At 64.9% G+C, this 22,460-nt stretch carries 22 protein-coding genes and 1 tRNA gene; 12 read left to right on the top strand and 11 right to left on the bottom strand.

The window, feature by feature from the left end; translation table 11 throughout:
• Positions 1-97 precede the first annotated feature (97 nt).
• From ACQY80_RS11800 to ACQY80_RS11790, 3 genes are all read right to left on the bottom strand, one after another.
• Positions 98-1,495, bottom strand: coding sequence for an amino acid permease (locus ACQY80_RS11800; protein WP_428679688.1), 1,398 nt, complete (start codon positions 1,493-1,495; stop codon positions 98-100).
• A 69-nt stretch (positions 1,496-1,564) separates the two neighbouring features.
• Positions 1,565-2,206 carry a YoaK family protein gene (locus tag ACQY80_RS11795; RefSeq protein WP_428679685.1) on the bottom strand — a complete coding sequence of 214 codons (642 nt, stop codon included), beginning with the start codon at positions 2,204-2,206 and terminating at the stop codon, positions 1,565-1,567.
• Between the two features lie 7 nt (positions 2,207-2,213).
• Entirely contained in the window at positions 2,214-2,501 is a 288-nt protein-coding gene (locus tag ACQY80_RS11790; protein ID WP_428679683.1) for a 4a-hydroxytetrahydrobiopterin dehydratase, read from the bottom strand.
• A 50-nt stretch (positions 2,502-2,551) separates the two neighbouring features.
• Between ACQY80_RS11790 and ACQY80_RS11785 the strand changes: the two genes are divergently transcribed.
• The 5 genes from ACQY80_RS11785 to ACQY80_RS11765 all read left to right on the top strand — a co-directional run bounded on the left by ACQY80_RS11785 (position 2,552) and on the right by ACQY80_RS11765 (position 5,736).
• Entirely contained in the window at positions 2,552-2,995 is a 444-nt protein-coding gene (locus ACQY80_RS11785) for a metallopeptidase family protein (RefSeq protein ID WP_428679680.1), read from the top strand.
• A complete protein-coding gene (gene ccmA, locus ACQY80_RS11780) occupies positions 2,992-3,576 on the top strand; it encodes a heme ABC exporter ATP-binding protein CcmA (protein ID WP_428679678.1) in 585 nt (194 codons plus the stop codon). Before ACQY80_RS11785 ends, ccmA begins: the two co-directional genes overlap by 4 nt.
• A gap of 115 nt (positions 3,577-3,691) precedes the next feature.
• Positions 3,692-4,339, top strand: a complete 648-nt coding sequence (locus ACQY80_RS11775) for a heme exporter protein CcmB (RefSeq protein WP_428679675.1) — start codon at positions 3,692-3,694, stop codon at positions 4,337-4,339.
• Positions 4,336-4,746 (top strand): VOC family protein, encoded by a 411-nt coding sequence (locus ACQY80_RS11770; protein ID WP_428679672.1) that lies wholly within the window; start codon positions 4,336-4,338, stop codon positions 4,744-4,746. The genes ACQY80_RS11775 and ACQY80_RS11770 overlap by 4 nt, the downstream gene beginning before the upstream one ends.
• 153 nt (positions 4,747-4,899) lie before the next feature.
• Positions 4,900-5,736: a 23S rRNA (adenine(2030)-N(6))-methyltransferase RlmJ gene (locus ACQY80_RS11765; protein WP_428679670.1), complete on the top strand. Its 837-nt coding sequence runs from the start codon at positions 4,900-4,902 to the stop codon at positions 5,734-5,736.
• On the opposite strand, the gene ACQY80_RS11760 is transcribed toward ACQY80_RS11765, so the two are convergent.
• Together ACQY80_RS11760 and ACQY80_RS11755 are read right to left on the bottom strand one after the other, a co-directional pair.
• Positions 5,733-6,053 carry a hypothetical protein gene (locus ACQY80_RS11760; protein ID WP_428679667.1) on the bottom strand — a complete coding sequence of 107 codons (321 nt, stop codon included), beginning with the start codon at positions 6,051-6,053 and terminating at the stop codon, positions 5,733-5,735. The two genes, ACQY80_RS11765 and ACQY80_RS11760, sit on opposite strands and share 4 nt — an antisense overlap.
• Before the next feature lie 183 nt (positions 6,054-6,236).
• Positions 6,237-6,312: transfer RNA gene (locus ACQY80_RS11755), tRNA-Trp, on the bottom strand.
• Between the two features lie 92 nt (positions 6,313-6,404).
• On the opposite strand from ACQY80_RS11755, the gene ACQY80_RS11750 reads away from it, so the two are divergent.
• Positions 6,405-7,337 carry a DMT family transporter gene (locus ACQY80_RS11750; protein WP_428679664.1) on the top strand — a complete coding sequence of 311 codons (933 nt, stop codon included), beginning with the start codon at positions 6,405-6,407 and terminating at the stop codon, positions 7,335-7,337.
• The gene (locus ACQY80_RS11745) at positions 7,334-7,951 is read left to right on the top strand and encodes a glutathione S-transferase family protein (protein WP_428679662.1); all 618 of its coding nucleotides are present in this window, start codon (positions 7,334-7,336) and stop codon (positions 7,949-7,951) included. Before ACQY80_RS11750 ends, ACQY80_RS11745 begins: the two co-directional genes overlap by 4 nt.
• 42 nt (positions 7,952-7,993) lie before the next feature.
• Here ACQY80_RS11745 and ACQY80_RS11740 read toward each other — a convergent pair whose 3' ends face one another.
• The 5 genes from ACQY80_RS11740 to radA all read right to left on the bottom strand — a co-directional run bounded on the left by ACQY80_RS11740 (position 7,994) and on the right by radA (position 13,491).
• On the bottom strand, positions 7,994-8,425 hold the full coding sequence (locus ACQY80_RS11740) for a hypothetical protein (RefSeq protein WP_428679656.1): 432 nt from the start codon (positions 8,423-8,425) through the stop codon (positions 7,994-7,996).
• 832 nt (positions 8,426-9,257) lie between these two features.
• Complete coding sequence (locus ACQY80_RS11735; protein WP_428679653.1) at positions 9,258-11,138, bottom strand: cation:proton antiporter; 1,881 nt, start codon at positions 11,136-11,138, stop codon at positions 9,258-9,260.
• Positions 11,135-11,563, bottom strand: a complete 429-nt coding sequence (locus ACQY80_RS11730) for an iron-sulfur cluster assembly scaffold protein (RefSeq protein ID WP_428679651.1) — start codon at positions 11,561-11,563, stop codon at positions 11,135-11,137. Before ACQY80_RS11730 ends, ACQY80_RS11735 begins: the two co-directional genes overlap by 4 nt.
• Positions 11,560-12,120 carry a CvpA family protein gene (locus ACQY80_RS11725; protein WP_428679648.1) on the bottom strand — a complete coding sequence of 187 codons (561 nt, stop codon included), beginning with the start codon at positions 12,118-12,120 and terminating at the stop codon, positions 11,560-11,562. The genes ACQY80_RS11730 and ACQY80_RS11725 overlap by 4 nt, the downstream gene beginning before the upstream one ends.
• A 9-nt stretch (positions 12,121-12,129) precedes the next feature.
• Positions 12,130-13,491, bottom strand: coding sequence for a DNA repair protein RadA (radA, locus tag ACQY80_RS11720; protein ID WP_428679646.1), 1,362 nt, complete (start codon positions 13,489-13,491; stop codon positions 12,130-12,132).
• Positions 13,492-13,621: 130 nt separating this feature from the next.
• Here radA and fsa point away from each other — a divergent pair, with 130 nt between their 5' ends.
• The 4 genes from fsa (at position 13,622) to ACQY80_RS11700 (ending at position 18,885) form a co-directional block, all read left to right on the top strand.
• On the top strand, positions 13,622-14,272 hold the full coding sequence (gene fsa / locus ACQY80_RS11715) for a fructose-6-phosphate aldolase (protein WP_428679644.1): 651 nt from the start codon (positions 13,622-13,624) through the stop codon (positions 14,270-14,272).
• A 107-nt stretch (positions 14,273-14,379) separates the two neighbouring features.
• Positions 14,380-15,183, top strand: a complete 804-nt coding sequence (locus ACQY80_RS11710; protein WP_428679642.1) for an enoyl-CoA hydratase-related protein — start codon at positions 14,380-14,382, stop codon at positions 15,181-15,183.
• A 1-nt stretch (position 15,184) separates the two neighbouring features.
• On the top strand, positions 15,185-16,687 hold the full coding sequence (locus tag ACQY80_RS11705) for an acetyl-CoA acetyltransferase (protein WP_428679640.1): 1,503 nt from the start codon (positions 15,185-15,187) through the stop codon (positions 16,685-16,687).
• A 74-nt stretch (positions 16,688-16,761) separates the two neighbouring features.
• Positions 16,762-18,885: a beta-propeller domain-containing protein gene (locus ACQY80_RS11700; RefSeq protein WP_428679637.1), complete on the top strand. Its 2,124-nt coding sequence runs from the start codon at positions 16,762-16,764 to the stop codon at positions 18,883-18,885.
• Here the strand turns inward: ACQY80_RS11700 and amaB are convergent.
• The gene (gene amaB / locus ACQY80_RS11695) at positions 18,882-20,384 is read right to left on the bottom strand and encodes an L-piperidine-6-carboxylate dehydrogenase (RefSeq protein WP_428679635.1); all 1,503 of its coding nucleotides are present in this window, start codon (positions 20,382-20,384) and stop codon (positions 18,882-18,884) included. The two genes, ACQY80_RS11700 and amaB, sit on opposite strands and share 4 nt — an antisense overlap.
• 70 nt (positions 20,385-20,454) lie before the next feature.
• Here amaB and acs point away from each other — a divergent pair, with 70 nt between their 5' ends.
• Complete coding sequence (acs, locus tag ACQY80_RS11690; protein WP_428679633.1) at positions 20,455-22,446, top strand: acetate--CoA ligase; 1,992 nt, start codon at positions 20,455-20,457, stop codon at positions 22,444-22,446.
• Positions 22,447-22,460 lie beyond the last annotated feature (14 nt).

The raw sequence follows: 22,460 nt of genomic DNA, 5'->3' as shown, positions 1-22,460 counted from the left end.
GCCCCATTCCCCCGTCATTCCAATCTGCCCCGTCCGCTGCCTGCATGGCCGGCGGCCCGGATGCAACCGCTTTTATCCCGCCGGAATAGACGCTTCGTCAGCCAGCGACGGCATTGCGCCGCGCATAGAGGAAATAGACCGCGAGCCCCGCGACGTTCCAGATCGCGAACCAGAGCTGCGTCTTCGCAGGCAGGCTATAGAAGAGATAGAGGCAGCCCCCGATGGCGATAATGCCGATCAGCCAGGGCAGCGGCGCACGGAAGGTGCGCGGTGCGTCGGGCGCCCGGTGACGCATGATCAGCATGCAAACCGACACGGCGGTAAACGCCGCGAGCGTCCCCGCATTGGCAAGCGCCGCCAGCTCGTCGAGCGGAATGAAGCCCGCGAGGATGGCGACGATGATCGCGGTGAAGATCGTGATGCGAACCGGTGTACCTCGCGCCGACAACTTGGCCAGGCTGGCCGGCAGCAGGCCGTCGCGGGCCATGGTGAAGAAGATGCGGCTTTGCCCGAAGAAGAAAGCCAGGATCACCGTCGGCAATGCGATGACTGCCGAGATGCCGAGATATTGCGCTGCGCGCGCCTGCCCCAGTTCGCGCAGGATCAGCGCCAGCGGCTCGGGGCTGTTCGCGAACTTGCTGTACGAGATCGCGCCCACCGCCGCGATCGCGACAAGAATATAGATTGCGACGCAGGCAACCATCGATCCGACGATCCCGATTTTCAGATCGCGGTCGGGGTTCTTCGTTTCCTCGGCCGCGGTCGCGATCGCATCGAAGCCATAGAAGGCGAAGAAGATGATCGCCGCCGCGGCCATCACACCGCGCTCGACTCCGTCGGGCGCCACATGCTTCGCAAAGCCATAGGGGCTGAACGGTTCGAGATTCGCGGCATCGAAGGCGGGCAGCGCAACCGCAACGAACACGACCAGCGCCGCGACCTTCACGAGCACGAGGATTGCGTTCACCGTCGCGCTCTCGCGCGTCCCGAACAGCAGCATCCCCGCGACGACGGCGATAATCGCGATCGCGGGCAGGTTGACGATGCCGCGGAGTTCCGGTCCCTGCATCAAGGTCATCGGCACGTCGGCCCAAGCATGAAGCAAGGGCGCCGCATAGCCCGACCAGCCGACCGCGACCGCGCTCACCACCAGCGAATATTCGAGGATCAGGCTCCACCCCACGACCCATGCGATCAACTCGCCGATCACGACATAGGAGTAGGTATAGGCGCTGCCCGACGCCGGGATCATCGTCGCCATCTCGGCATAGGCGAGCGCGGCGCAGCCACAGATCAGCCCCGCCACGGCGAACGACAGGATGACAGACGGACCCGCCTTGTCGGCTCCGACGCCGATCAGCGTCAATATGCCGGTGCCGACGATCGCCCCGACGCCAAGCGCGATAAGATGCGGCCAGCTCAGCGTTCTGGCCAGACCATGTCCGTGTCCCTGATCCGGCACGATCGTCTTGCGGCGCAGCAGGCTGTCGGACATGCGGTCGATCCCCCTTGTTACTTTATTGCGCCCTTGTGGAACCATGCCAGCGCGAAGGCAAGACGCGGCTTAGCTCACCCGCCGCTGCAGCCACCCGGCGCGCAGGGTGAGCAGCGCAGCGAGAAGGATGGCCAGTCCATAGGCGACCGGTTCCGACCACAATATCGTCCGGGCCCCGGCAATCGCCCCGCAGACGAGCGAGACCCACAACCCGAAGTGGTGGAGCCAGCGCCCGTCGCCCTCGCCGCGCAGCCGGTTTGCGATCTTGTGCCCCATCTGGACGAGTGTGCCGGTCATATAAGTGACCCCGACAACCGCTCCGTCGCGCCCGACGATCGCGGCATTCGCCACACCCATGGCAAAGGCGAGACAGAGTATTCCGGGGAGATCGGCGGCAAGCCAGCGCAGCACCGCCGCGAGCCCGAGCAGGATCGTGACGACGAAGAGCGTGGCGGACGTCCGCGCCGCGCCGGCGCGTCCGCCGACGAGCGAACCGGCAACCACGCCGGCGACAAAGACCGCGATGACGCCGCCGGCGAACTGCGCAACCGGAAGCCATTCGGCCACGCCGACCGCCAGACGCGTCGAATTGCCGGTCATGAACGACACGAAAAAGCCGCCCGATTCGACGAAGCCGATCGCATCGACGAACCCCGCAAGGATCGCCACTCCGACCGCAAGAAGCTGATGGGAGCGATCGAACCGGATCATCGGCGGCTCAGAGCAGCCCCTCGATCGCTTCGGCCAGCGCGACGTCGCGCTCCGACAGGCCATCGGCGTCGTGCGTCGTCAGCAATATGTCGACCCTGTTATAGACGTTCGACCATTCGGGGTGATGGTCCATCTTTTCGGCGATGATCGCGACGCTCGCCATGAACCCGAACGCCTGCGCGAAGTCGTCGAACTTGAACTGGCGGGTGATGCCGTCGCGCACCGGCTCGTGCGCCCAGTCAGGAAAGCGTGCGAACAGCGCGGCGCGCTGCGCATCGTCGAGTTTCTGGACCATATTCTTCTCCGGCTGGTAAAGGGCGTGCCGTCGCCATAAGGAAGGGTGCGATGAGCGACAAGACCACGCAACCCGTTAAAGGCCCGGCCGAACTCCTGCCCGGATGGACGGCGGGCGCCCCCGATGCCGACGCGCTGTTCGCGATGGCCGAAACCGCGCTCGAACAACTGCCCGATATGTTCAAGCCGCACATCACGGATGTGGTGATCGAGATCGAGGAATTTGCCGACGACGAGACGCTGAAATCGCTCGACATCGACCATCCCTATGACCTCACCGGCCTCTACGAAGGCCGTCCGCTGACCGAGCGCAGCATCGACCAGAGCGGCGGGATGCCCGACCGCGTGACGCTCTACCGCATTCCGATCCTCGTCGAATGGATCGAGGGCGGCGAACGGCTCGACTGGCTGGTGCGGCATGTGCTGATCCACGAGATCGGCCATCATTTCGGCTTTTCCGACGACGACATGCACGCGCTGGAAGATGGGGCATGAGCGAACTGCTGCGGCTCGACAATGTCGCGTGCATCCGCGGCGACCGGCTGCTGTTCGAGGGACTGTCACTGACGCTGAACCGCGGCGAGGCGCTGTGGCTGCGCGGCCCCAACGGCGCAGGCAAGTCGAGCCTGATCCGCCTCGCCGCTGGGCTGCTGCGCCCGGCCGCCGGGACGGTCGAGCGCCGCGAGCGTGTCGCCCTGATCGACGAAGCCGCGGCGCTCGACGCCGAACTTCCGCTGCGCCGCGCGATCGATTTCTGGGCGCGGGTCGACACCGTCGACGGCCATGCGGTCGACCGGGCGATGGGCGAGATGGCGCTCGGGAATCTTGCCGACGTCCCCGTATCGATGCTCTCGACCGGCCAGCGCAAGCGCGCCGCGATGGTCCGCGTCATCGCCAGCGGGGCGCCGATCTGGCTGCTCGACGAGCCCGCGAACGGCATGGACGATGCCGCGCAGGCGCGGCTGGTCGCGGGAATCGCAAGGCATCGCGCAAACGGCGGCGCCGTGCTGCTCGCCTCGCACTTCGCGCTCGGGGTTCCCGATCTGGCCGAGCTCGACATGGGGGCGCTGGTTTGAGCCCATATCCGTCATTGCGAGCGCAGCGAAGCAATCTCCAGCGCAGGCCATTGCGCGAGGTCGATGGCTGGAGATTGCCGCGTCGCTACGCTCCTCGCAATGACGAGGCCGGGTTGTGACCGCGCTGATCGCCCTCTTCTGGCGCGACCTTCGCCGCGCGTGGGGCAGCGGGGCGCTGTGGCTGCCGGTGCTCTTCTTTCTGCTCGTCGCGACCGCCTTTCCCTTCGCGGTCGGACCCGACGCACCGCTGCTGCGCCGGGCTGGCGGCGGGATGATATGGGTCGCAGCCTTGCTTGCCGCGCTCCTCCCGATCGACCGGCTGGTGAAGCCCGACAAGGATGCGGGCGTGCTCGATCAACTCGCCGTGCGCGGCTTTGCCGATGAGCTCATTGCCGCCGTAAAGATCGCTGCCCATGCCATTGGTTTCGGGCTTCCTTTGCTCATCGCCCTCTTTCCTGCCTCGGCCCTGCTGGCGCAGGATCCCGCGCGGGTCGCAACGCTCGCGACGGGCATCGCCATCGCCATCCCCGCCCTCGCCTCGCTCGCGGTCCTCAGCGCCGCGCTGACCGCGAACCACAAGGGCGGCAGCGCGATCGGCGGGCTGCTGATCCTGCCGCTCGCGGTGCCGATGCTGATCTTCGGCGCCGGAATGCTCGATCCGTCGGGGCGCGGCGCGGTGAAGCTGCTTGCCGCGGCCAGCCTGCTGCTGACCATGATCGGACCTTTCGCCGCGGGTGCCGCGCTCCGCGGCCTGCGCGAATGACGCGCCAGTCGCTCGCGCACATCGCGCTCGTCGTGCGCGACTATGACGAGGCGATCGACTTCTATGTCGGGACATTGGGTTTCACGCTGGTCGCCGACGATTATCAGCCCGCACAGGACAAACGCTGGGTGCTTGTCGCTCCGCCGGGCAACCCGCCGGGCGGCGCCACGATCCTGCTCACGCGCGCCGCGACCGAAGAGCAGGCGACCTTCATCGGCAACCAGTCGGGCGGCCGCGTCTTCCTGTTTCTGCAAACCGACGATTTCGGGCGCGATTACCAGCGCCTGCTCGACCGGGGCGTGCGGATCGAGCGCGAACCGCTGGAGGCCGATTACGGCACGGTTGCGGTGTTCCTCGACCTCTATGGCAACAAATGGGATCTGATCGAATTTCGCGAGGCGGAATGATCGCTATCGTGGGCTGAAGGCCTTGCGCAGAATGCTTTGAAGGTTTGCGCCCGAATCTATACGGGCACTGGATTGGTTGCTTCCATTGCCTCGCGCTCAGCTTTTGCGCCCAGCCGTTGGTATAAAAGCAGATCGCCAGGATTTTGAATAACAATGAATTATCGCCATTCCTTCCATGCCGGCAACAGCGCCGATGTCGTAAAGCACAGCCTGCTGATCGCCCTCGTGCGCGCGCTGCAGCAAAAACCGGGCGCGCTGACCCTGATCGACACCCATGCCGGTTGCGGGCTGTACGACCTTGATGGCGAGGAGGCCGGGCGCACCGGCGAGGCCACGCAAGGCGTGCTGCGGGCCTTCGCTGACCCGACCCCCTTGCTGGACGATTACCGCGCCGCCGTACAGGCGGTGAATGCCGGGGCCGAGCCTCACCTCTACCCCGGATCGCCGCGATTTCTGGCGCAGCTTCTGCGTCCGCAGGATTTTCTGATCCTGAACGAGAAGCATCCCGAAGACGTCTATGCCCTGCGCGGCGCGATGCGCGACACACCCGCCGCCGTGCATCAGCGCGACGCATACGAGCTTTGGCTGGCCATGGTGCCGCCGCGCACCGCACGCGGCGTGATAGTGGTCGACCCGCCGTACGAGCAGAGCGATGAACGCGCGCGCATCACCGCCACCCTCGCCGCGGCTACCCGCAAATGGGCGCATGGCGTGACCGTGATCTGGTATCCGCTAAAGGATCGCGAGACGCATGTGCGGTGGAAGCAACAGTTGCGGAAACTCGGCATCCCGAAGTTTCTGGTGGTCGAGCATTGGCTTTACAATCGCGATCAGCCCGACATTTATAACGGCGCGGGCCTTTTCATCGTCAACCCGCCCTACGCCTTCACGCAGGCGCTGCCCCCTCTGCTGGAAGCCCTGCGCGCTGCGCTGGCGCCGGAGGGGCATAGGGGAGAGATCAGGGCCGATTGGTTGGGCGATCGCGCTTAATCGCCGTTGGCATCGACCATGAAGACCGTGGGCTTGCCGCGAGAAGCCGGGTCCCATCCTGCCGACAAGGCCGCGCGCACCCCTCGCGAAGCTATCGCGTCGTTGATGTGCGAACGCCCTTTCGGCAATCCTTTGAGCAGGCGCTTTGGCGTCGGAAATTCCAGCACGGCTTCGCGTGGCATATCTCTCTGGCGCAAGGCGACCGTCATGCCCTTCCAGCCATCGGAAGAGGACAATTGGGGCTCGCTCAGGAGTTCCCAGTCATAGTTGACACCATCGATTTCGACGGTACCGCCGCGGCCGTGCATGTGAAGCATAGCATGCCCATAGCATGTCAGGCGCGGCGCTCCAGTCGGTTCGCATCAAAGATCGGTGACCGGAACGTTTAGCGGTCAAAACAGCCGGTCCGCGGCGACGATCTTCCGGGACAGGCTTTTCAGGGTTTTTTGAACGCCGAGGATGGGGGCGCGTCGCGGCCCGTCGGACGATATGGGACGACCTGGCAGGGGCAGTAGGACTCGAACCTACGACCCTCGGTTTTGGAGACCGATGCTCTACCAACTGAGCTATACCCCTAGGCCGGAGTGCGCCCCTAGCTTGATTATATCCCGTCGGCAAGGGGGATGACGGCTTGCCTGGCGCAACCTGACTGATATGCGCAAAAGCCGATGATCACCGTTCCGCCTTCCGGTCCGCCGCAGCATTATCTGGGCGGCATCGCCCTGCGCTTGCTCGCGATGGCGAGCCTGTCGTTCATGTTCGTACTGGTCAAATATATCGACGCGGCGGGCATCCACATCCTCGAAAGCCTTTTCTGGCGGCAGGCGCTGGTCATCCCCTTCATCCTGATCTGGGTGATGACGCACGGCGGCCTTGCGACGCTCAAGACGCAGCGCATCGGATCGCACGCACGGCGCGCGGCGATGGGGCTGACGGGTATGGCGTGCAATTTCGGCGGCATGATCCTGCTTCCCATGGCCGAGGCCACGACCATCAACCTGTCGGTGCCGATCTTCGCGGTGATCTTTGCGGCCATCCTGCTCGGCGAGCGCGCGGGCTGGCAGCGCTGGAGCGCGGTGATCGTGGGCTTCGTCGGCGTGCTCGTCGTGCTGAACCCCGGCGCGGGCTTTGTCGCGGGCTTTGCCGGCACCCACGGCATGGGAACACTGATCGCGCTTGGCGGCGCGATCATGACCGCCCTCATCACCATCGCTGTCCGTGACCTTGGCCGGACCGAGGCGGCGGCGACGATCGTCTTCTGGTTCAGCCTGCTGTCGATGATCCCGCTGGGGATCGCGCTGCCCTTTTTCTACACCGCGCACAGCGCGCACGAATGGCTGCTCCTCGTCGGGCTCGGCCTGTCAGGCGCGGTGGTGCAGATGTCGCTGACCGGCGCCCTGCGACTGGCGCCAGTCGCCGTCGTGATCCCGATGGACTATTCGGCGCTGCTCTGGTCGATCGCGTGCGGTTGGTGGTTCTTCGGCACCCTGCCCGCCGAAACGACCTGGATCGGCGCACCGCTGATCATCGCGAGCGGCCTTTTCATCGCTTGGCGCGAACATCGCCGCCACATCGATCGCCCGAAGGAGGTTGCCGCATGACGTTACCGATCCTGTATCACTGCGCCGATGCGCGCTCGCTTCGCTGTCTGTGGGCGGTCGAGGAAGCCGGGATCGACGTCGACCTGCGTGTACTGAAATTCCCGCCGCGCGCCTTCGAACCAGACTATCGCGCGGTGAATCCGCTGATGACCATTCCCGGCTGGGTCGAGGATGGCCGACTGATGACCGAATCGGCCGCGATCTGCGAACGCATCGCCGAAGGCACTCCGCTCGAACTGACCCGCGACGAGGCGGACTATTGGGACTGGCGCAACTGGCTGCACCGCAGCGACGCAACGCTGACCTTCCCGCTTGCGATCATGATCCGCTACACCCGCGTCGAGCCCGAGGACCGCCGGCTGGCGCAGGCGGTTGCCGACTATAAGGCGTTCTTCGGCGGACGGGCGAAGAGCATCGAGGCGGCGCTCGCCGACGGACGCGAATGGCTCGTCGCCGGACGCTTCACGACCGCCGACATCGCGATCGGCTATGCTGCATTTCTGGCTACGACGCTGGGCGCCGACGATGTGCTGGGCGAGGCGACCAAGGCGTGGCTGGGCCGCTGCACGGCGCGCGACGGTTTCAAGCGCGCGCGGATGCGGCAGAAGACTTGAGGAACGGGAGCTTTTGGGGTGGGAACGGACGGTCGACAACGGCTAGGGGCAGCCAGTATCGGCATATCGCGCTTCAATGTTCTCAATTCGGCCGACCGCATCAGCTTCCCAAATGACGCGAACTTGGCTTCCGCAGAAGAAAGCACCGAACTTGAGCGACGCGATCCGGCTGGGGGAGGCAGATTGATTCGCTTGGGCCCTGATCTCGAAGCCTTGCTCCGTAAGAAAATCCTTTAGGCCTTGTTCGGCGTTACCTTTTGGAAATCGAGTTTGCAGCCGCTCTTGTATGATTTTTGTACCATCTGCGTAGTTTAAGTTTTCCACGCCGACAAACAGTGGGTCATCTGGAAGGTCCGATTTGCCACACCCGCCGAGCGCAACAATCATCGCGACGATGACAAATCGAGACTCTGCTCCCATGGGAAGTTCGATAACACGAAATGGAATGTCCGCAATTGGATCGTTAGCTTCCATTCATGCCGATCTGGGTCGAATGACCGCTAACGACCGATTGCGGACGTTTGGGCGTCGTTGTAGCTTGCGCATATGGGACACCGGGTAAACGTTTTGATATCGTTTGCGTCGCTGGCTTTCGCCGGTGCTACGGTCCCCTCTCTCGCGACTGAATGCCTTGATGGCCTAAGACCTGCTTTATTGGCAGGCGGATTCTCGGGCTCAGTTGATTGTCAAAAGGATCAACTCTCCGTTCGTCACCTTGGGCGGGTACAAAAGTTTGGCCACACCTTCCAGATATATGCTTATCGATACAGACTAAAGCCGGTGTGTCCCGAGTGCGCAGTTCGTGGCGGGCAGCGTATCATATTCATGGAACGCGCTCATTATGTGGGACAGTATAAGCCCGATTTCGTTCAGGCTGCCGTGCAGCATGGCGAACTGGTGCTTGTGCCGAACGGTCGCGAAAAACCTGTGACGGTTCAATTCACAAGGGACGGGCCGCCCAATAGGTTATGGGTCGATGGTGAGGTGATCAGCTTCTTTAGATAGCGCTGCGAGGCAATGTCCGCTCCCCACCCCCCCTTGCTCGTCCTTCAATCCGCCCTTTCTCAGACCTCCGCATGCGCCAGTCTGCTGCGAATGACTGCAATATGTGTCACATGGGACCGAAATTTGGTGGCGATTGCCGATACGGGCGAGCTGAAAGCAAGAGGCCACAGGACAACGGCGGCCGGGCTGAGGACCGTCGCCTTCCTCGGCATCACGGCTGGCGTTCAGATGAGCGACCGCAAGTCACCGAATTCGCGATGATTCCGATCGTCTATTCGGCCGGACGGATGGCGCGGGAGCGTTAGGCGGCCGCTTCGCTTTCGGCTTCTTCGCGCGCGCGCTTTGCCGCCCGCCGCCGTTCGCGCAGGGCTTCGAGCACGCTGGTCGCCTGCCGCCCTCCGCCCGCGACAAAGCGATGCTCGCGCCCCGCCGAGAGGTCGCCCTTGCTGATCTGCAAATCGAGCCGTTCGGCGTCGAGCTGGCGCAGTGCGGTTTCGACATCCTCGATCTCGCGCGGCGCGACCTCGAGCTGCTGGAGCGCCATCATTCCGAGCGCGATCGAGCTTTCGAACACCTCGCGCACCGCGCCGACCGTTCCCGCGCCATCGATCGCCAGCAGTTGGCGGCGGTCGAATACCCGCGTCAGCACGCGCGCGTTGGGGAAGGCCGCGACGACCGGCGCCAGCGCCGCGGCGTCGATCGTCGGGTCGTCGGTGCAGAACACGATCAGCCGCGCTTCCTCAGCCCCGGCACGGCGCAACACGTCGACGCGAAGCCCGTCGCCAAAATAGACCTTGGTATCGAAACGGCCCGACAGCTCGATCTGGCTCGGCTTCTTGTCGATCAGGGTGACCGAGCAATCGACCGCGTGCAGCATCTGCGCGACGATCTGGCCGAACCGCCCATAGCCGATGACGATCGACGATCCGCGCGGCGCGTTTTCGGGATCGTCGAGATCTGCACTGCTTCCCGGCGAAAATTCCAGATTGCGCGCGAACAGCATCAGGAACGGCGTCGTCATCATCGATAGCGTCACGACCGCACTGAACAAGCTCGCCGCCTGCGGCGCGATAAGCAGCGCATCGGCCGCTTGGGTGAAGAGCAGGAAGCCGAATTCGCCGCCCTGGCTGAGCAGCAGACCGAGCCCGAGCGCGACGCTCCACGGCTTGCCGAACAGGCGCACGAGCACCGTCAGCACGGCGACCTTCATCGCCACCAGCCCCGCCGCCAGCGAGATGACAAGCATCGGCTTCGCCACCACCACCCCGACGTCGAGCACCATCCCCACAGCGAGGAAGAAGAGGCCGAGCAGGACGAGACGGAAGGGCTCGATATCAGCCTCGATCTCGTGCCGGTACGGCGAGTCCGCGAGCATCATGCCCGCAACGAACGCGCCGAGTGCGGTCGACAGGTGCAGGCTGTGCATGAAGGCCGCGCTCGCCAGCACGGCGAGCAGGCCGACGACGACGAATAGTTCACGCTCGCCATAGCGGCCGATCAGGCGAAGCAGCGGGTTGACGATGAAGCGTCCGACGAGGACGAGCACCGCGATCGCGCCAACGGTGTACACCGCCATCAGCCAGCCCGGGGGCGCCGAAGCGTCGGCCGGTGCACGCGACAGCGCCGCGATGATGGTGATCATCGGGACGATCGCGAGATCCTGAAAAAGCAGGATCGAGAAGGCTTTTTCGCCGAAGGGCGAGTTGATCCGGCCCGAGCTCTTGAGGCTCGGCAACACCTGCGCGGTCGAGGAAAGCGCAAGCGGCAGGCCGAGCGCGAGCGCCGCCTGCCAACTGAAACCGAGCGTGAGCAGAATCAGTCCGGCGAGAATGAGGCCAGTGATCACCACCTGCGCCAGACCCAGGCCAAAGATCGCGCGACGCATCTCCCAAAGACGTCTTGGATGGAGTTCGAGTCCGACGAGGAAAAGGAGGAAGGCGATCCCGATCTCGGCGAAGGCGAGTTTCGATTCGCCGCCTCCAACGAGGCCCAGCCCGTGCGGCCCGACGAGCGCGCCGGCGATCAGATAGCCAAGCACCGCACCAAGGCCGAGACGGCGGAAGATCAGCACGAACAGCGTTGCAACGCCGAGCAGGATCGCGCCTTCGAGCAGCGCGGCGTCGGTCGCGGTTTCGCCCGCTGCCTCAGCCGCCGCCGCGGCGGTCAGGATCGCAAGGCTCATACCGGCGCCGCCTGTTCGCCGAGCGCCGCGACCGCAGCGTCGAACGGCAACAGGATCGCGCCGTGTCGCGCGGGATAGTCGCGCGCAGCGGCGAGCAGGTCGAATCCCGGCCAGTCGGGACGATCGCCCTCCCCCGCAAACCAGCCACCAATCGCAGCGCGCGCGGCGCGAATTTCGGCAACGTCCTTGCCGATCGCGTGGCGCGCGAGCAACGTTGCCGAGGCCTGACCGAGCGCGCACGCCTCGACATGCATGCCGATGCCGGTCACTCGGCCCTGGTCGTCGGTATCGACGTCGAGGATGATCGCGCTGCCGCAAAGCGGAGCGCGCGCCGACACGCGATACCGCGCATCGTCACGCGGCGGAAAGTCGACCGATCCGACCGCGAGCGACAATATGTCGCGATTGTAGAGCGCGCTGCTCATGGCGCACTCGCCGCAGCGGCCGCCTGCTTGTCTGCATCTTCCTGCGCCGACCGCGCTTCGGCGCGGCGATCGGCGACAACCTTGCTCAGCGCCGCGCTGGTGGCGCTGAGCGCCGGATAGGTACGGCTGTCGGTCATCCACGCGGGTCGCTGCGCTGCGCCGTAACCGATGTCATAGAGCAACGTCGCCGCCATGAAGAGCAAGGTCGCGACCATCAGTCCCTTGATCGCGCCGAATCCGGCCCCGAGCCCGCGGTCGACGCCGCCGACCAGCGACGCACGGCTGCGCTGTCCCATCGCGCGCGATCCCCATTTGGCAAAGGCGAACACGCCGCCGAACAGGATCACGAACGCGAGCATCGCCGCGCCGCCGGGCGCCTCGACCCAGCCCGAAAGCAGATCGGTTACCATCGGATGGAAAAAGCGCACCGCCGCGATCGCCAGAACCCAGGCGAGAAGCGTCGTTACCTCCTGCACCAGACCGCGCATGAAACCGAGCACCGCGCCGCCGCCGACCAGCGTCAGCACGAGGATATCCAGAGCTGTCAAACTACCCATAAGGGCGAGCTAGTCGCGACCGAGCATCAGGTCAACGAGTTCGCCGAGCCGGCCGAAGCCGGTGACGCCGATCCCGCTCACAGCCTTCATTCCCTTTGGCCCCCAGCCCCTTGAAAAGCCGAGCTTTGCCGCCTCGCGAAGACGCAGGGCATCGTGCGATACCTGTCGCACTTCGCCCGAGAGCGAAAGCTCGCCGAAGACGATCGCATCGGACGGCACCGGCCGCTCGCTGAACGCCGAGATCAGCGCCGCCGCAACCGCCAGATCGGCTGCCGGATCGGTGAGACGATAGCCGCCGGCGATGTTGAGATAGACCTCGGCCGCCCCCATCTGCAGTCCGCACCGCGCCTCCAGTATCGCAAGCACCATCGCGAGCCGCCCGCTGTCCCAGCCGACCACCGCCCGGCGCGGGGTCGCGCCGCTGGCAAGGCGGACCGTCAGCGCCTGCACCTCGACCAGCACCGGGCGCGTGCCTTCCAGCGCGGGGAATACGACCGACCCCGGTACGTCGCGGCTGCGGTCGGTCAGGAACAGGCTCGACGGGTTCGATACTTCGCCCAGCCCCTCCTCGCCCATCGCAAAAACACCGATCTCGTCAGTGCCGCCGAAGCGGTTCTTCACGGCGCGGAGGATGCGATACTGATGGCTGCGCTCGCCCTCGAACGCCAGCACGGTGTCGACCATATGTTCGAGGACGCGCGGCCCCGCGATCGTCCCGTCCTTGGTGACGTGGCCCACGAGCACGATCGCCGCGCCGCTGTCCTTGGCGTAGCGGATCAGTTCCTGCGCGCTTGCACGGACCTGGCTCACCGTTCCGGGTGCACTGTCGATCAGGTCGCTGTGCATCGTCTGGATCGAATCGATGACGACGAAATCGGCGGTCCGGCTGTCGAGGGTCGCAAGGATGTCGCGCACCGATGTGGCGCTGGCGAGCGCCACCGGCGCGTCGCCGAGCCCAAGGCGCTGTGCGCGCAAACGCACCTGCGCCGCGGCCTCCTCGCCGCTGATATAGACGACCGATTTGCCGGCCTTCGCCAGCCGTCCCGCGGCCTGCAGCAGCAGGGTCGACTTGCCGATCCCCGGATCGCCGCCAATCAGCGTCGCCGACCCGGCGACGAAACCGCCCCCCAAGGCACGGTCGAATTCGGAAATGCCGCACAGCATCCGTTCGGGCATCGCGCTCTGCGCATCGAGTGTTTCGAGCACCAGCGTGCGCCCGCCCTTGCTCAGGTCGTGCTTTGCCGAAAAGGCGGTTTCTCCAGCCTCTTCGACCAGCGTGTTCCACTCGTTGCAATCGGCGCACTGCCCCTGCCACCGGTAGGAGACCGACCCGCAATTCTGGCAGACATATTGACGCTTCGCTTTGGCCATGCGGATCGCATAATCGGAACAAAGATGGAACGCCAGTGCTTTCGCAGAAAGCGGGCGGTTCATATTTCGCGCGCACTGTTCTAGGGCCGGAACCAATCCGAATCACCCTGCCCGCAAGGAAGCCCTCGCCATGAAATTCTTCGCCGACACCGCCGAAATCGCCGACATCAAGGAACTCGCCGCTACCGGTCTGCTCGACGGGGTAACGACCAACCCGTCGCTGATCGCGAAGTCGGGGCGCGACTTCAAGGAAGTGACGAAGGAAATCTGCGCACTGACCACCGGTCCGGTGTCGGCCGAAGTCGTCGCGCTCGACCATGAAACGATGATGAAAGAGGCGGAAATCCTCCGCAAGATCGCCGACAATGTCTGCATCAAGGTGCCGCTGACGATCGACGGGTTGAAGACCTGCAAGGCGCTGACCAGCGACGGCACGATGGTCAATGTCACGCTCTGTTTCTCGGCCGCGCAGGCGCTCCTCGCTGCAAAGGCCGGCGCGACCTTCGTCTCGCCCTTCGTCGGTCGCCATGACGACAATGGCTTCGACGGGATGCAGCTGATCGCCGACATCCGGCTGATCTACGACAATTATGCCTATGAGACCGAGATTCTGGTGGCGAGCGTGCGCCACGGCATCCATGTGCTCGAAGCCGCGAAAATCGGCGCCGACGTGATGACCGCACCGCCGTCGGTCATCAAGGGCCTCTTCAAGCATATCCTGACCGAAAAGGGCATCGAAGGTTTCCTCGCCGACTGGGCGAAGACCGGCCAGTCGATCTGACCGGCTCTGCTGCTTTTGGCAGTTGACGTAAACGTTAACTTCGGACGATAGTTTTCCCGAAGGCCGGATTCGCGTGTTCGCCGATCCGGCCATTTGGGAGAGACATGATGACCGACGCCCCTCAGCCTGCCGTTCTGACAACTCGTCAGGGCCACATCCTGATCGTCACGATCAACCGGCCCGAGGCACGCAACGCCGTCAACGCGGACGTGCATGTCGGCATCGGCACCGCACTTGAGGAAGCGGAGAACGACCCCGAAATCCGCGCCGTCGTCATCACCGGCGCAGGCGACAAGGCTTTCTGTGCGGGCGCCGACCTGGTCGCGCTCTCGCGCGGCGGACAACTGGCCCCCGACGACAAGGCGCAACAGGCGTGGGGCTTCGGCGGCTTTGCCGCGCACCCGGTTTCGAAGCCGGTCATCGGCGCGGTCAATGGCTTCGCTTTTGGAGGCGGCTGCGAACTCGCGCTGATGTGCGACATCGTCGTTGCGTCCGAAAATGCCCAGTTCGGCCTGCCCGAGGTCAAGGTCGGGCTGTTCGCCGCCGCCGGGGGCGCGTTCCGGATCGTCAAGCAATTGCCGCAGAAGATTGCGATGGAGCATCTGCTGACCGGTGATCCGTTCGATGCCGCGACCGCGCTGCGCTATGGTTTCGCCAACCGCGTCGTCCCGCTCGCCGATCTGATGCCGACCGCGATCGCGCTGGCCGAAAAGATCGCGGGCAATGCGCCGCTGTCGGTGCAGGCGTCGAAGCGCGTCGCACTGCGCATCATCGATGGCCAGATCGCGGGCGACGACGCGCACTGGGACGACAACAAGCGCGAGCGCAAGATACTGATGGCGAGCGAGGATGCCCGCGAAGGCCCCCTCGCCTTCGCGCAGAAGCGCAAACCCGAGTGGAAGGCGCGCTGACATGAGCATTGCCGATCCCGAGCGCATTCCCGTCATCATCGGTGTCGGTCAGGTCAACGACCGCCCGGAAGATCCTGATCAGGGGCTCGACTCGCTCGGGCTGATGGTCGCGGCGCTGAAGGTCGCGGCCGAAGATGCGGGCGTGCCGCTGGCCGAGATCGACAGCCTTGCGATCGTCGACCAGATCAGCTTCCACAGCCTTGGCAAGCTACCAGAACCGCTCGCCGCCGCGATCGGCGCGAACCCGGCAATCAATTATCAGTCGGCGGCGCCCCACGGCGACACGCCGGTGCGCCTGCTCAACGAGGCGGCGAACCGCATCGGCGCGGGCGAGGTCAAGCTCGCCGCGATCGTCGGTGCCGAAGCGCTGCGGACGGCGGCCGGCCGCGCGGCCAAAGCGGCGAAGGGCGAGGACAAGAGCTATAACGCGATCCGCAAGGTCGCGACGCGGCGCGAGCCAAATTATGCGCAGAAGCATGGCCTGTCGGCGCCGGTCGATGTCTATCCGCTCTATGAAAATGCGACCCGCGCGGCGTGGGGCGAAAGCCTTGGCGAAGCGCAGGCCGAGAGCGCCGAAATCTGGTCGCGCTTTTCCGAGGTCGCCGCAGCGAACGACGGCGCGTGGATCCGCAAGCCCGCGACGCCCGAAGACATTCTGAAAGTCGATGAACGCAACCGACCGATCGCCTTCCCCTATTCGAAGCTGATGGTCGCCAACTCATCGGTCAATCAGGGTGCGGGATTCCTCGTCGCCAGCCTTGCCGAAGCGCGGCGGCGAGGCATCGCCGAAGACCGGCTGATCTATGTCGGTATGGGCGCCGCGGCGAAGGAACCCGCGAGCATCCTCCACCGCGACCGCTATGACGGCAGCGTCAGCATGGAGACGTCGATCAACCGCACGCTCGAATTGAACGCGATGACCGTCGCCGATTTCGATTGCGTCGAGCTTTACAGCTGTTTCCCCTGCGTGCCCAAGATGGCGCGGCGAACGCTCGGCTGGCCGATCGACAGGCCCGCGACGGTCTTTGGCGGGCTGACCTTCGGCGGCGGTCCGATCGCCAATTACATGAGCCACGCGATCGTCTCGATGGTCGAGAAATTACGCTCTGAAGGGCGCTACGGCTTTCTGTTCGCCAATGGCGGCTTTGCGACCGACAATCATTGTATCGTGCTGGGCAATCAGCCGATCGCGGCGGCCAGCTTCCCGCAGGATTTCGACTATCAGGGCGAGGCCGAGGAAAAGCGCGGGCCGGTGCCCGAACTGGTCGAGGATTATGCAGGCCCGGCGACGATCGAGAGCTATACGGTGTTCTACGGCCGCGACGGCGCGCCAAAGGCCGGCGTCGTGGTGGCACGGACGCCCGAGGACAAGCGCACGCTGGCGCATGTCGACGTTGCCGACGCAGCGATGCTGGCGTTCCTGACCGACGGCACGGCGGAGCCGGTTGGCACTGCCGGCAAGGTCGTCGCGCTTGATGAGGGCTTTGGCTGGCGCGCGGCCTGATCGTCCTGCATTTGCGCTAACCCGTCACCGTCATCGATGATATAATTTCCTCCGGGCCAAGGGGGAGTCAGATCATGCGAGGGCTGTTGCTGTTGGGAGTCGCGGCATCGTTGGCGGGCTGTACCACGGTGCCGAAACAGACCGGGACGGGGCCGATTCCGATCCCCGCGATCGAGGATAGCCGGTTCGACCGGGTCACGTCGTCAGAACTCGTCCGATATAGCGGCGAAAGCGAGTTCCGGACCTATCTCAAGACGCTCGAACGGCTTACCGAACGACGCCGGGCCCATGCGGGCGGTACCGATGAAATCGTCGTTGCCGCGGTCATGCAAAGCAGCGAACCGCCGCTATGCGAGAAGCCCGAAGATTGCCCGGCCGAGGAGAGTGCCGACAGCGTCGTCGTGACCGGAACGCGGGCTTCGGCCCCGACGTCGATCACCAACGTCCAGACTGCGGGCGTCGACGAAGGCGACATCGTCAAGCAGATCGGTGACTATCTGCTCGTCCTGCAGGACGGCCGCATCTTCGCGATCAATGTAAAGACGATGCAACTGACCGACCGGGCAGACGTCTATCGCCGCATGCCCGCCGCGCGCCCGAAGAAGCATCAGTGGGAAGACGATTTCGAAGGCGCGGACTGGTATGACGAGATGCTGGTCGAGGGCGATCATGTCATCATCACCGCTTACAGCTATGAAGACAGCGCCACCGAAATGTCGATCTTCACGCTCGATCAGGCGAGCGGCAAGGTGAAGAGCGAAGGCGTATTCCTCATCACCTCCGACGATTATTACGATGTCGACAATTATGCGACGCGCATCGTCGGCGACAAGCTGGTCGTCTATACTCCCTATTCGCTCGAGCAGTTCGAAAAGCTGGACGCACGTCCGGTCCTGCGACGCTGGCTGCCCGAGGCAGAGCGGAAGCAGAAGCAGGCCGACGGCACGCCGCTGCTCGACGCGCGATCGATTTACAAGCCGCTGCTGCGGACGGCCGATCCGACGATCCACGCGATCTCGATCTGCCCGCTGGGCGATTTTGGCCGCAAACGCAGCCTCGAATGCCGCACGACCGGCTTCCTTGGTCCCAGCCACGCCGAAATGTTCGTGTCGCCCGAAACCGTCTATCTGTGGAATTCGTCGATCGACGATATCGAGACGTGGCGCATGCCGAGCTGCGCCGGCGACGAGGACGAGGACGGAAACCATCGCGTCGTGCCCCGCCCCGCGCGCCGCGACGTCGCGCCCGGGGCGCTCTATCGCCTGCCGATCGACAGCCGCGAGGCGAGCGTCGCCGGCGTGTCGGGCGCTCCCTATGACCATCTGTCGATGGATGAACGCGACGGCGAGTTTCGTGCGTTGGTCGACTGGCGCTCGATCCGCTGCGATGGCGACTATGAAGCTCCGGCCGAGAATGCCTTTCTGAAGATCCGCACCGGCACGTTCGGCACGATCTTCGAGCCTGTTCCCGACGGCGCCTTCACCGCGCTTCCCTCGACCGGCAAGCGCGTCGTCGAAAACCGTTTCGCGGACGACTGGCTGGTATTCGGCGGCCGCGACAGCTGGGGTGGTTACCCGCCCGACCCCGAAAACGGCCCGCAATCGAGCAAGGCGGTCGCGGTTCCGGTCAAGCGGCCGCAGGCTGCTGTGGTGATCGACATCCCGCACAATGTCGTGCGCACCGAACGCGTCGGAAACGACATCATCATCAACGGCTATCGCGACGACAAAGGATTGAACCTCACGCTGATCGGGCTCGGCAAGGAAGCGCGCATCCTGTCCTCGACCTTCCTGTCCCGCCGCTACGAAAGCGAGGGCCGCAGCCACGCCTTCAACAGCGTCGTAGATGAAGGCGGCAATGGCATCATCGGCGTGCCGACGGTGAAGGGGAGCGAGGAGTCGGGTCGCTGGTGGTGGCGATCGGATACTTCCGACCTCAGCTTCCTGACCAAATCGCCCTCTGGCATGCTTGCTTCGGCGGGCGAGCTGATCGCGACGCCCGCCGATGATGTCGAAACCCACCCCGACTATATATGCGAGGTGTCATGCATCGACTGGTACGGCAACTCGCGGCCGGTCTTTCTGGCCGGCCGTATCTTCGGCCTGATGGGAACGAGTCTGGTCGAGGCGCGGATCGATCAGGGCAAGATCCGCGAGATCGCGCGGATCGATCTGACCGCCCCGCTGCCGCCGCGTTAGGACAGGTCGAAGCTGACTCCCTGCGCCAGCGGCAACGCGTCGGAATAGTTCACCGTGTTCGTCGCACGGCGCATGTACAGGCGCCACGCATCCGACCCGCTTTCGCGGCCGCCGCCCGTTTCCTTTTCACCCCCGAACGCACCGCCGATCTCCGCGCCGCTGGTGCCGAGGTTGACGTTGGCGATGCCGCAGTCGCTGGCGACGAGGAAGCGCTCCGCCTCGCGCATGTCGGTCGTGAAAATCGCCGACGAGAGGCCTGCCGCGACGTCGTTGTGCAGATCGATCACCGCATCCAGATCGTCATAGCGCATCACATAGAGGATCGGCGCAAAAGTCTCATCGAGCACCGGCCCGACCTGCCCGGGCATCTCGACGAGCGCGGGCCTGACATAAAAGCTCGCGCCTTCGCTGACGCGCGTTCCGCCGAGCACGATGCCGCCAGCCGCACGTGCAGCGCCCAAAGCATCCTGCATCATCTCATAGGCCGCGCGATCGATCAGCGGGCCGACGAGCACCTCGTCCTCCAGCGGATTTCCAACGCCCACGCTGGCATAGGCGGCCTTCAGCTTGGCGACGAAGCCATCGTAAATACTGTCGTGCAGAAACAGGCGCCGCGTCGTCGTACAGCGCTGTCCAGCAGTCCCCATGGCGCCGAACGCGACGCCGCGCAGCGCAAGGTCAAGGTCGGCCGAAGGGGCAACGATCACGCCATTATTGCCGCCAAGCTCGAGGATCGCACGCGCGAAGCGCCCGGCGAGCCGTGGCGCGACCGCGCGGCCCATTCGGGTCGAGCCGGTGGCTGAGACCAGCGCGACACGCCGGTCATCGACGAGTGCCTCGCCCGCCTCGCGTCCGCCGATCAGCACTTGCGACAGACCCGCGGGCGCATCGCCGAAGCGCGCCGCCGCGCGCGCGAAAATTGCCTGCACGGCAAGCGCCGTCAGCGGGGTCTTTTCCGAGGGCTTCCACACCACGCTGTTGCCGCACACCAGCGCCAGCGCGGCGTTCCACGCCCACACTGCAACGGGAAAGTTGAACGCCGAAATCACACCGACGACACCCAGCGGATGCCAGACCTCCATCATCCGGTGCCCCGGCCGCTCGGTCGCGATCGTCAGGCCGTATAGCTGGCGCGAAAGGCCGACGGCGAAGTCGCAGATGTCGATCATTTCCTGCACTTCGCCCGCGCCCTCTGACGGGACCTTGCCCGCTTCGATGGTCACGAGTTTTGCGAGATCGTCCTTCGCGGCACGCAGTTCCTCGCCCCACAGTCGCACCAGTTCGCCGCGACGGGGCGCCGGGACGACGCGCCATGCACGGAACGCCGCGGTCGCCTGATCGAGCGCAGCATCCACATCGGCGCTGTCGGCGACCTTCACCTGCCCCAGTTGCTCGCCGGTCAGCGGCGTCACCGCGGGCATGGAACCGTCGGTCCACAAGGCTCGGTCGACCCCCAGCCGATCGAGCAGTTCGCCAGTGTGCTGGCCCAATTGAACCATATTCCATCCCTTCATAGGCGTGCATGTGCCTTGCAGTTTATAACTCGCGGGTTATCGCTTCGGACGAACAATGAAAACCCATCAGGGAGACTCGCTCGTGTCCGAACTGCCGCCGTCCGAACCGCTGGTTCCCGTTCCTGCCGACGCCGCGGCCAACACGCATTGCACCGCCGCCGACTATGACCGGCTCTATGCGCAGAGCATCAACGACTCCGATAGCTTCTGGGCCGAACAGGCGAAGCGGCTCGACTGGATCACGCCGCCGACGAAGATCGCCAACTGGTCCTACGCCCCCGTATCGATCAAATGGTATGAGGATGGCGTCCTCAACCTCTGCCACAACGCGATCGACCGCCATGTCGCCGCGGGCCATGGCGAGCGCACCGCGATCATCTTCGAACCCGACGCGCCCGACGGCGAGACGCGCACGATCAGCTACGCCGCGCTCCTCGCCGATGTCATCCGCTTCGCGAACACCCTGAAGAAAATGGGCGTCCAAAAGGGCGACCGCGTCACCATCTATATGCCGATGATCCCCGAGGGCGCGGTGGCGATGCTCGCCTGCGCGCGCATCGGCGCGGTCCACAGCGTCGTCTTCGGCGGCTTCTCGCCCGAGGCGATCCACGGCCGGATCGAGGATTGCGCGAGCGACTGGGTGATCTGCGCCGACGAGGGGCTGCGCGGCGGCAAGACCGTCCCGCTGAAAGCCAATGTCGACAAGGCGCTCGAGCGTGTCGATGTGAAGGCGGTGCTCGTCATCGCGCACACAGGCGGCGACGTGATGATGAAGGAAGGCCGCGACCATTGGTACGACGCGCTCTCCGCCGACGTTAGCGACATCTGCCCGTGCGAGCCGATGGGCGCGGAAGATCCGCTGTTCATCCTCTATACCTCGGGCTCGACGGGCAAGCCGAAGGGCGTGCTCCACACCGTCGGCGGCTATTCGGTGTGGACCGCCAGCACCTTCTGGTACGGCTTCGACTATCGCCCCGGCGAAATCTTCTGGTGCAGCGCCGACATCGGCTGGGTCACCGGACACTCCTATGTCGTCTATGGCCCGCTCCAAAATGGCGCGACGACCTTGATGTTCGAGGGCGTGCCCAATTACCCCGATCACGACCGCTTCTGGCATGTCGTCGACAAGCACAAGGTCAACATCCTCTACACCGCGCCAACCGCGATCCGCGCACTGATGCGCGAGGGCGACGATTATGTGACGCGCCATGATTTGAGCTCGATCCGGCTGCTCGGCAGCGTCGGCGAGCCGATCAATCCCGAGGCGTGGCGCTGGTATCACCAGATTGTCGGCAAGGGCCGCGTCCCCGTCATCGACACCTGGTGGCAGACCGAGACCGGGGGGATCATGATCACCACCCTGCCCGGCGCGCATCCGATGCAGCCCGGCAGCGCGGGGCGCCCCTTCTTCGGCATCCGCCCGCAGCTCGTCGATGCCGAGGGCGGCGTGCTCGTCGACGAACAGACCGGCGGAGCGGCCGAGGGCAACCTTTGCATTACGCACAGCTGGCCCGGGCAGGCGCGGACGATCTATGGCGATCACCAGCGCTTCGCCGAGACCTATTTCTCGACCTACAAGGGCAAATATTTCACCGGCGACGGCTGCCGACGCGATGCCGACGGCTATTGGCGGATCACCGGCCGCGTCGACGATGTCATCAACGTGTCGGGTCACCGCATGGGCACCGCCGAGGTCGAAAGCGCGCTCGTGCTGCACGATCTGGTCGCCGAAGCCGCCGTCGTCGGCTTCCCGCACGACATCAAGGGTCAGGGCATCTATGCCTATGTCACGCTCAATGCCGGTGTCGAGCCCACGGCAGATGTCGAGGCAGCGCTCAAGCAGCAGGTCCGCAAGGAAATCGGCCCGATCGCAACGCCCGACCATATCCACCTGACGCCGGGCCTGCCCAAGACCCGGTCGGGCAAGATCATGCGCCGCATCCTGCGCAAGATAGCCGAAAATGATTTCGGATCGCTCGGCGATACCTCAACCCTTGCCGACCCCAGCCTCGTCGACGGGCTGATCGAAGGGCGGAAGAACCGTTAAGCGTCGCCCCCTGC

This window comes from Sphingopyxis sp., from assembly GCF_965279755.1.
Lineage (GTDB): Bacteria > Pseudomonadota > Alphaproteobacteria > Sphingomonadales > Sphingomonadaceae > Sphingopyxis.
Note: the sequence above shows the minus strand (reverse complement) of the source record. Positions and strands in the feature narration are given on the sequence as shown.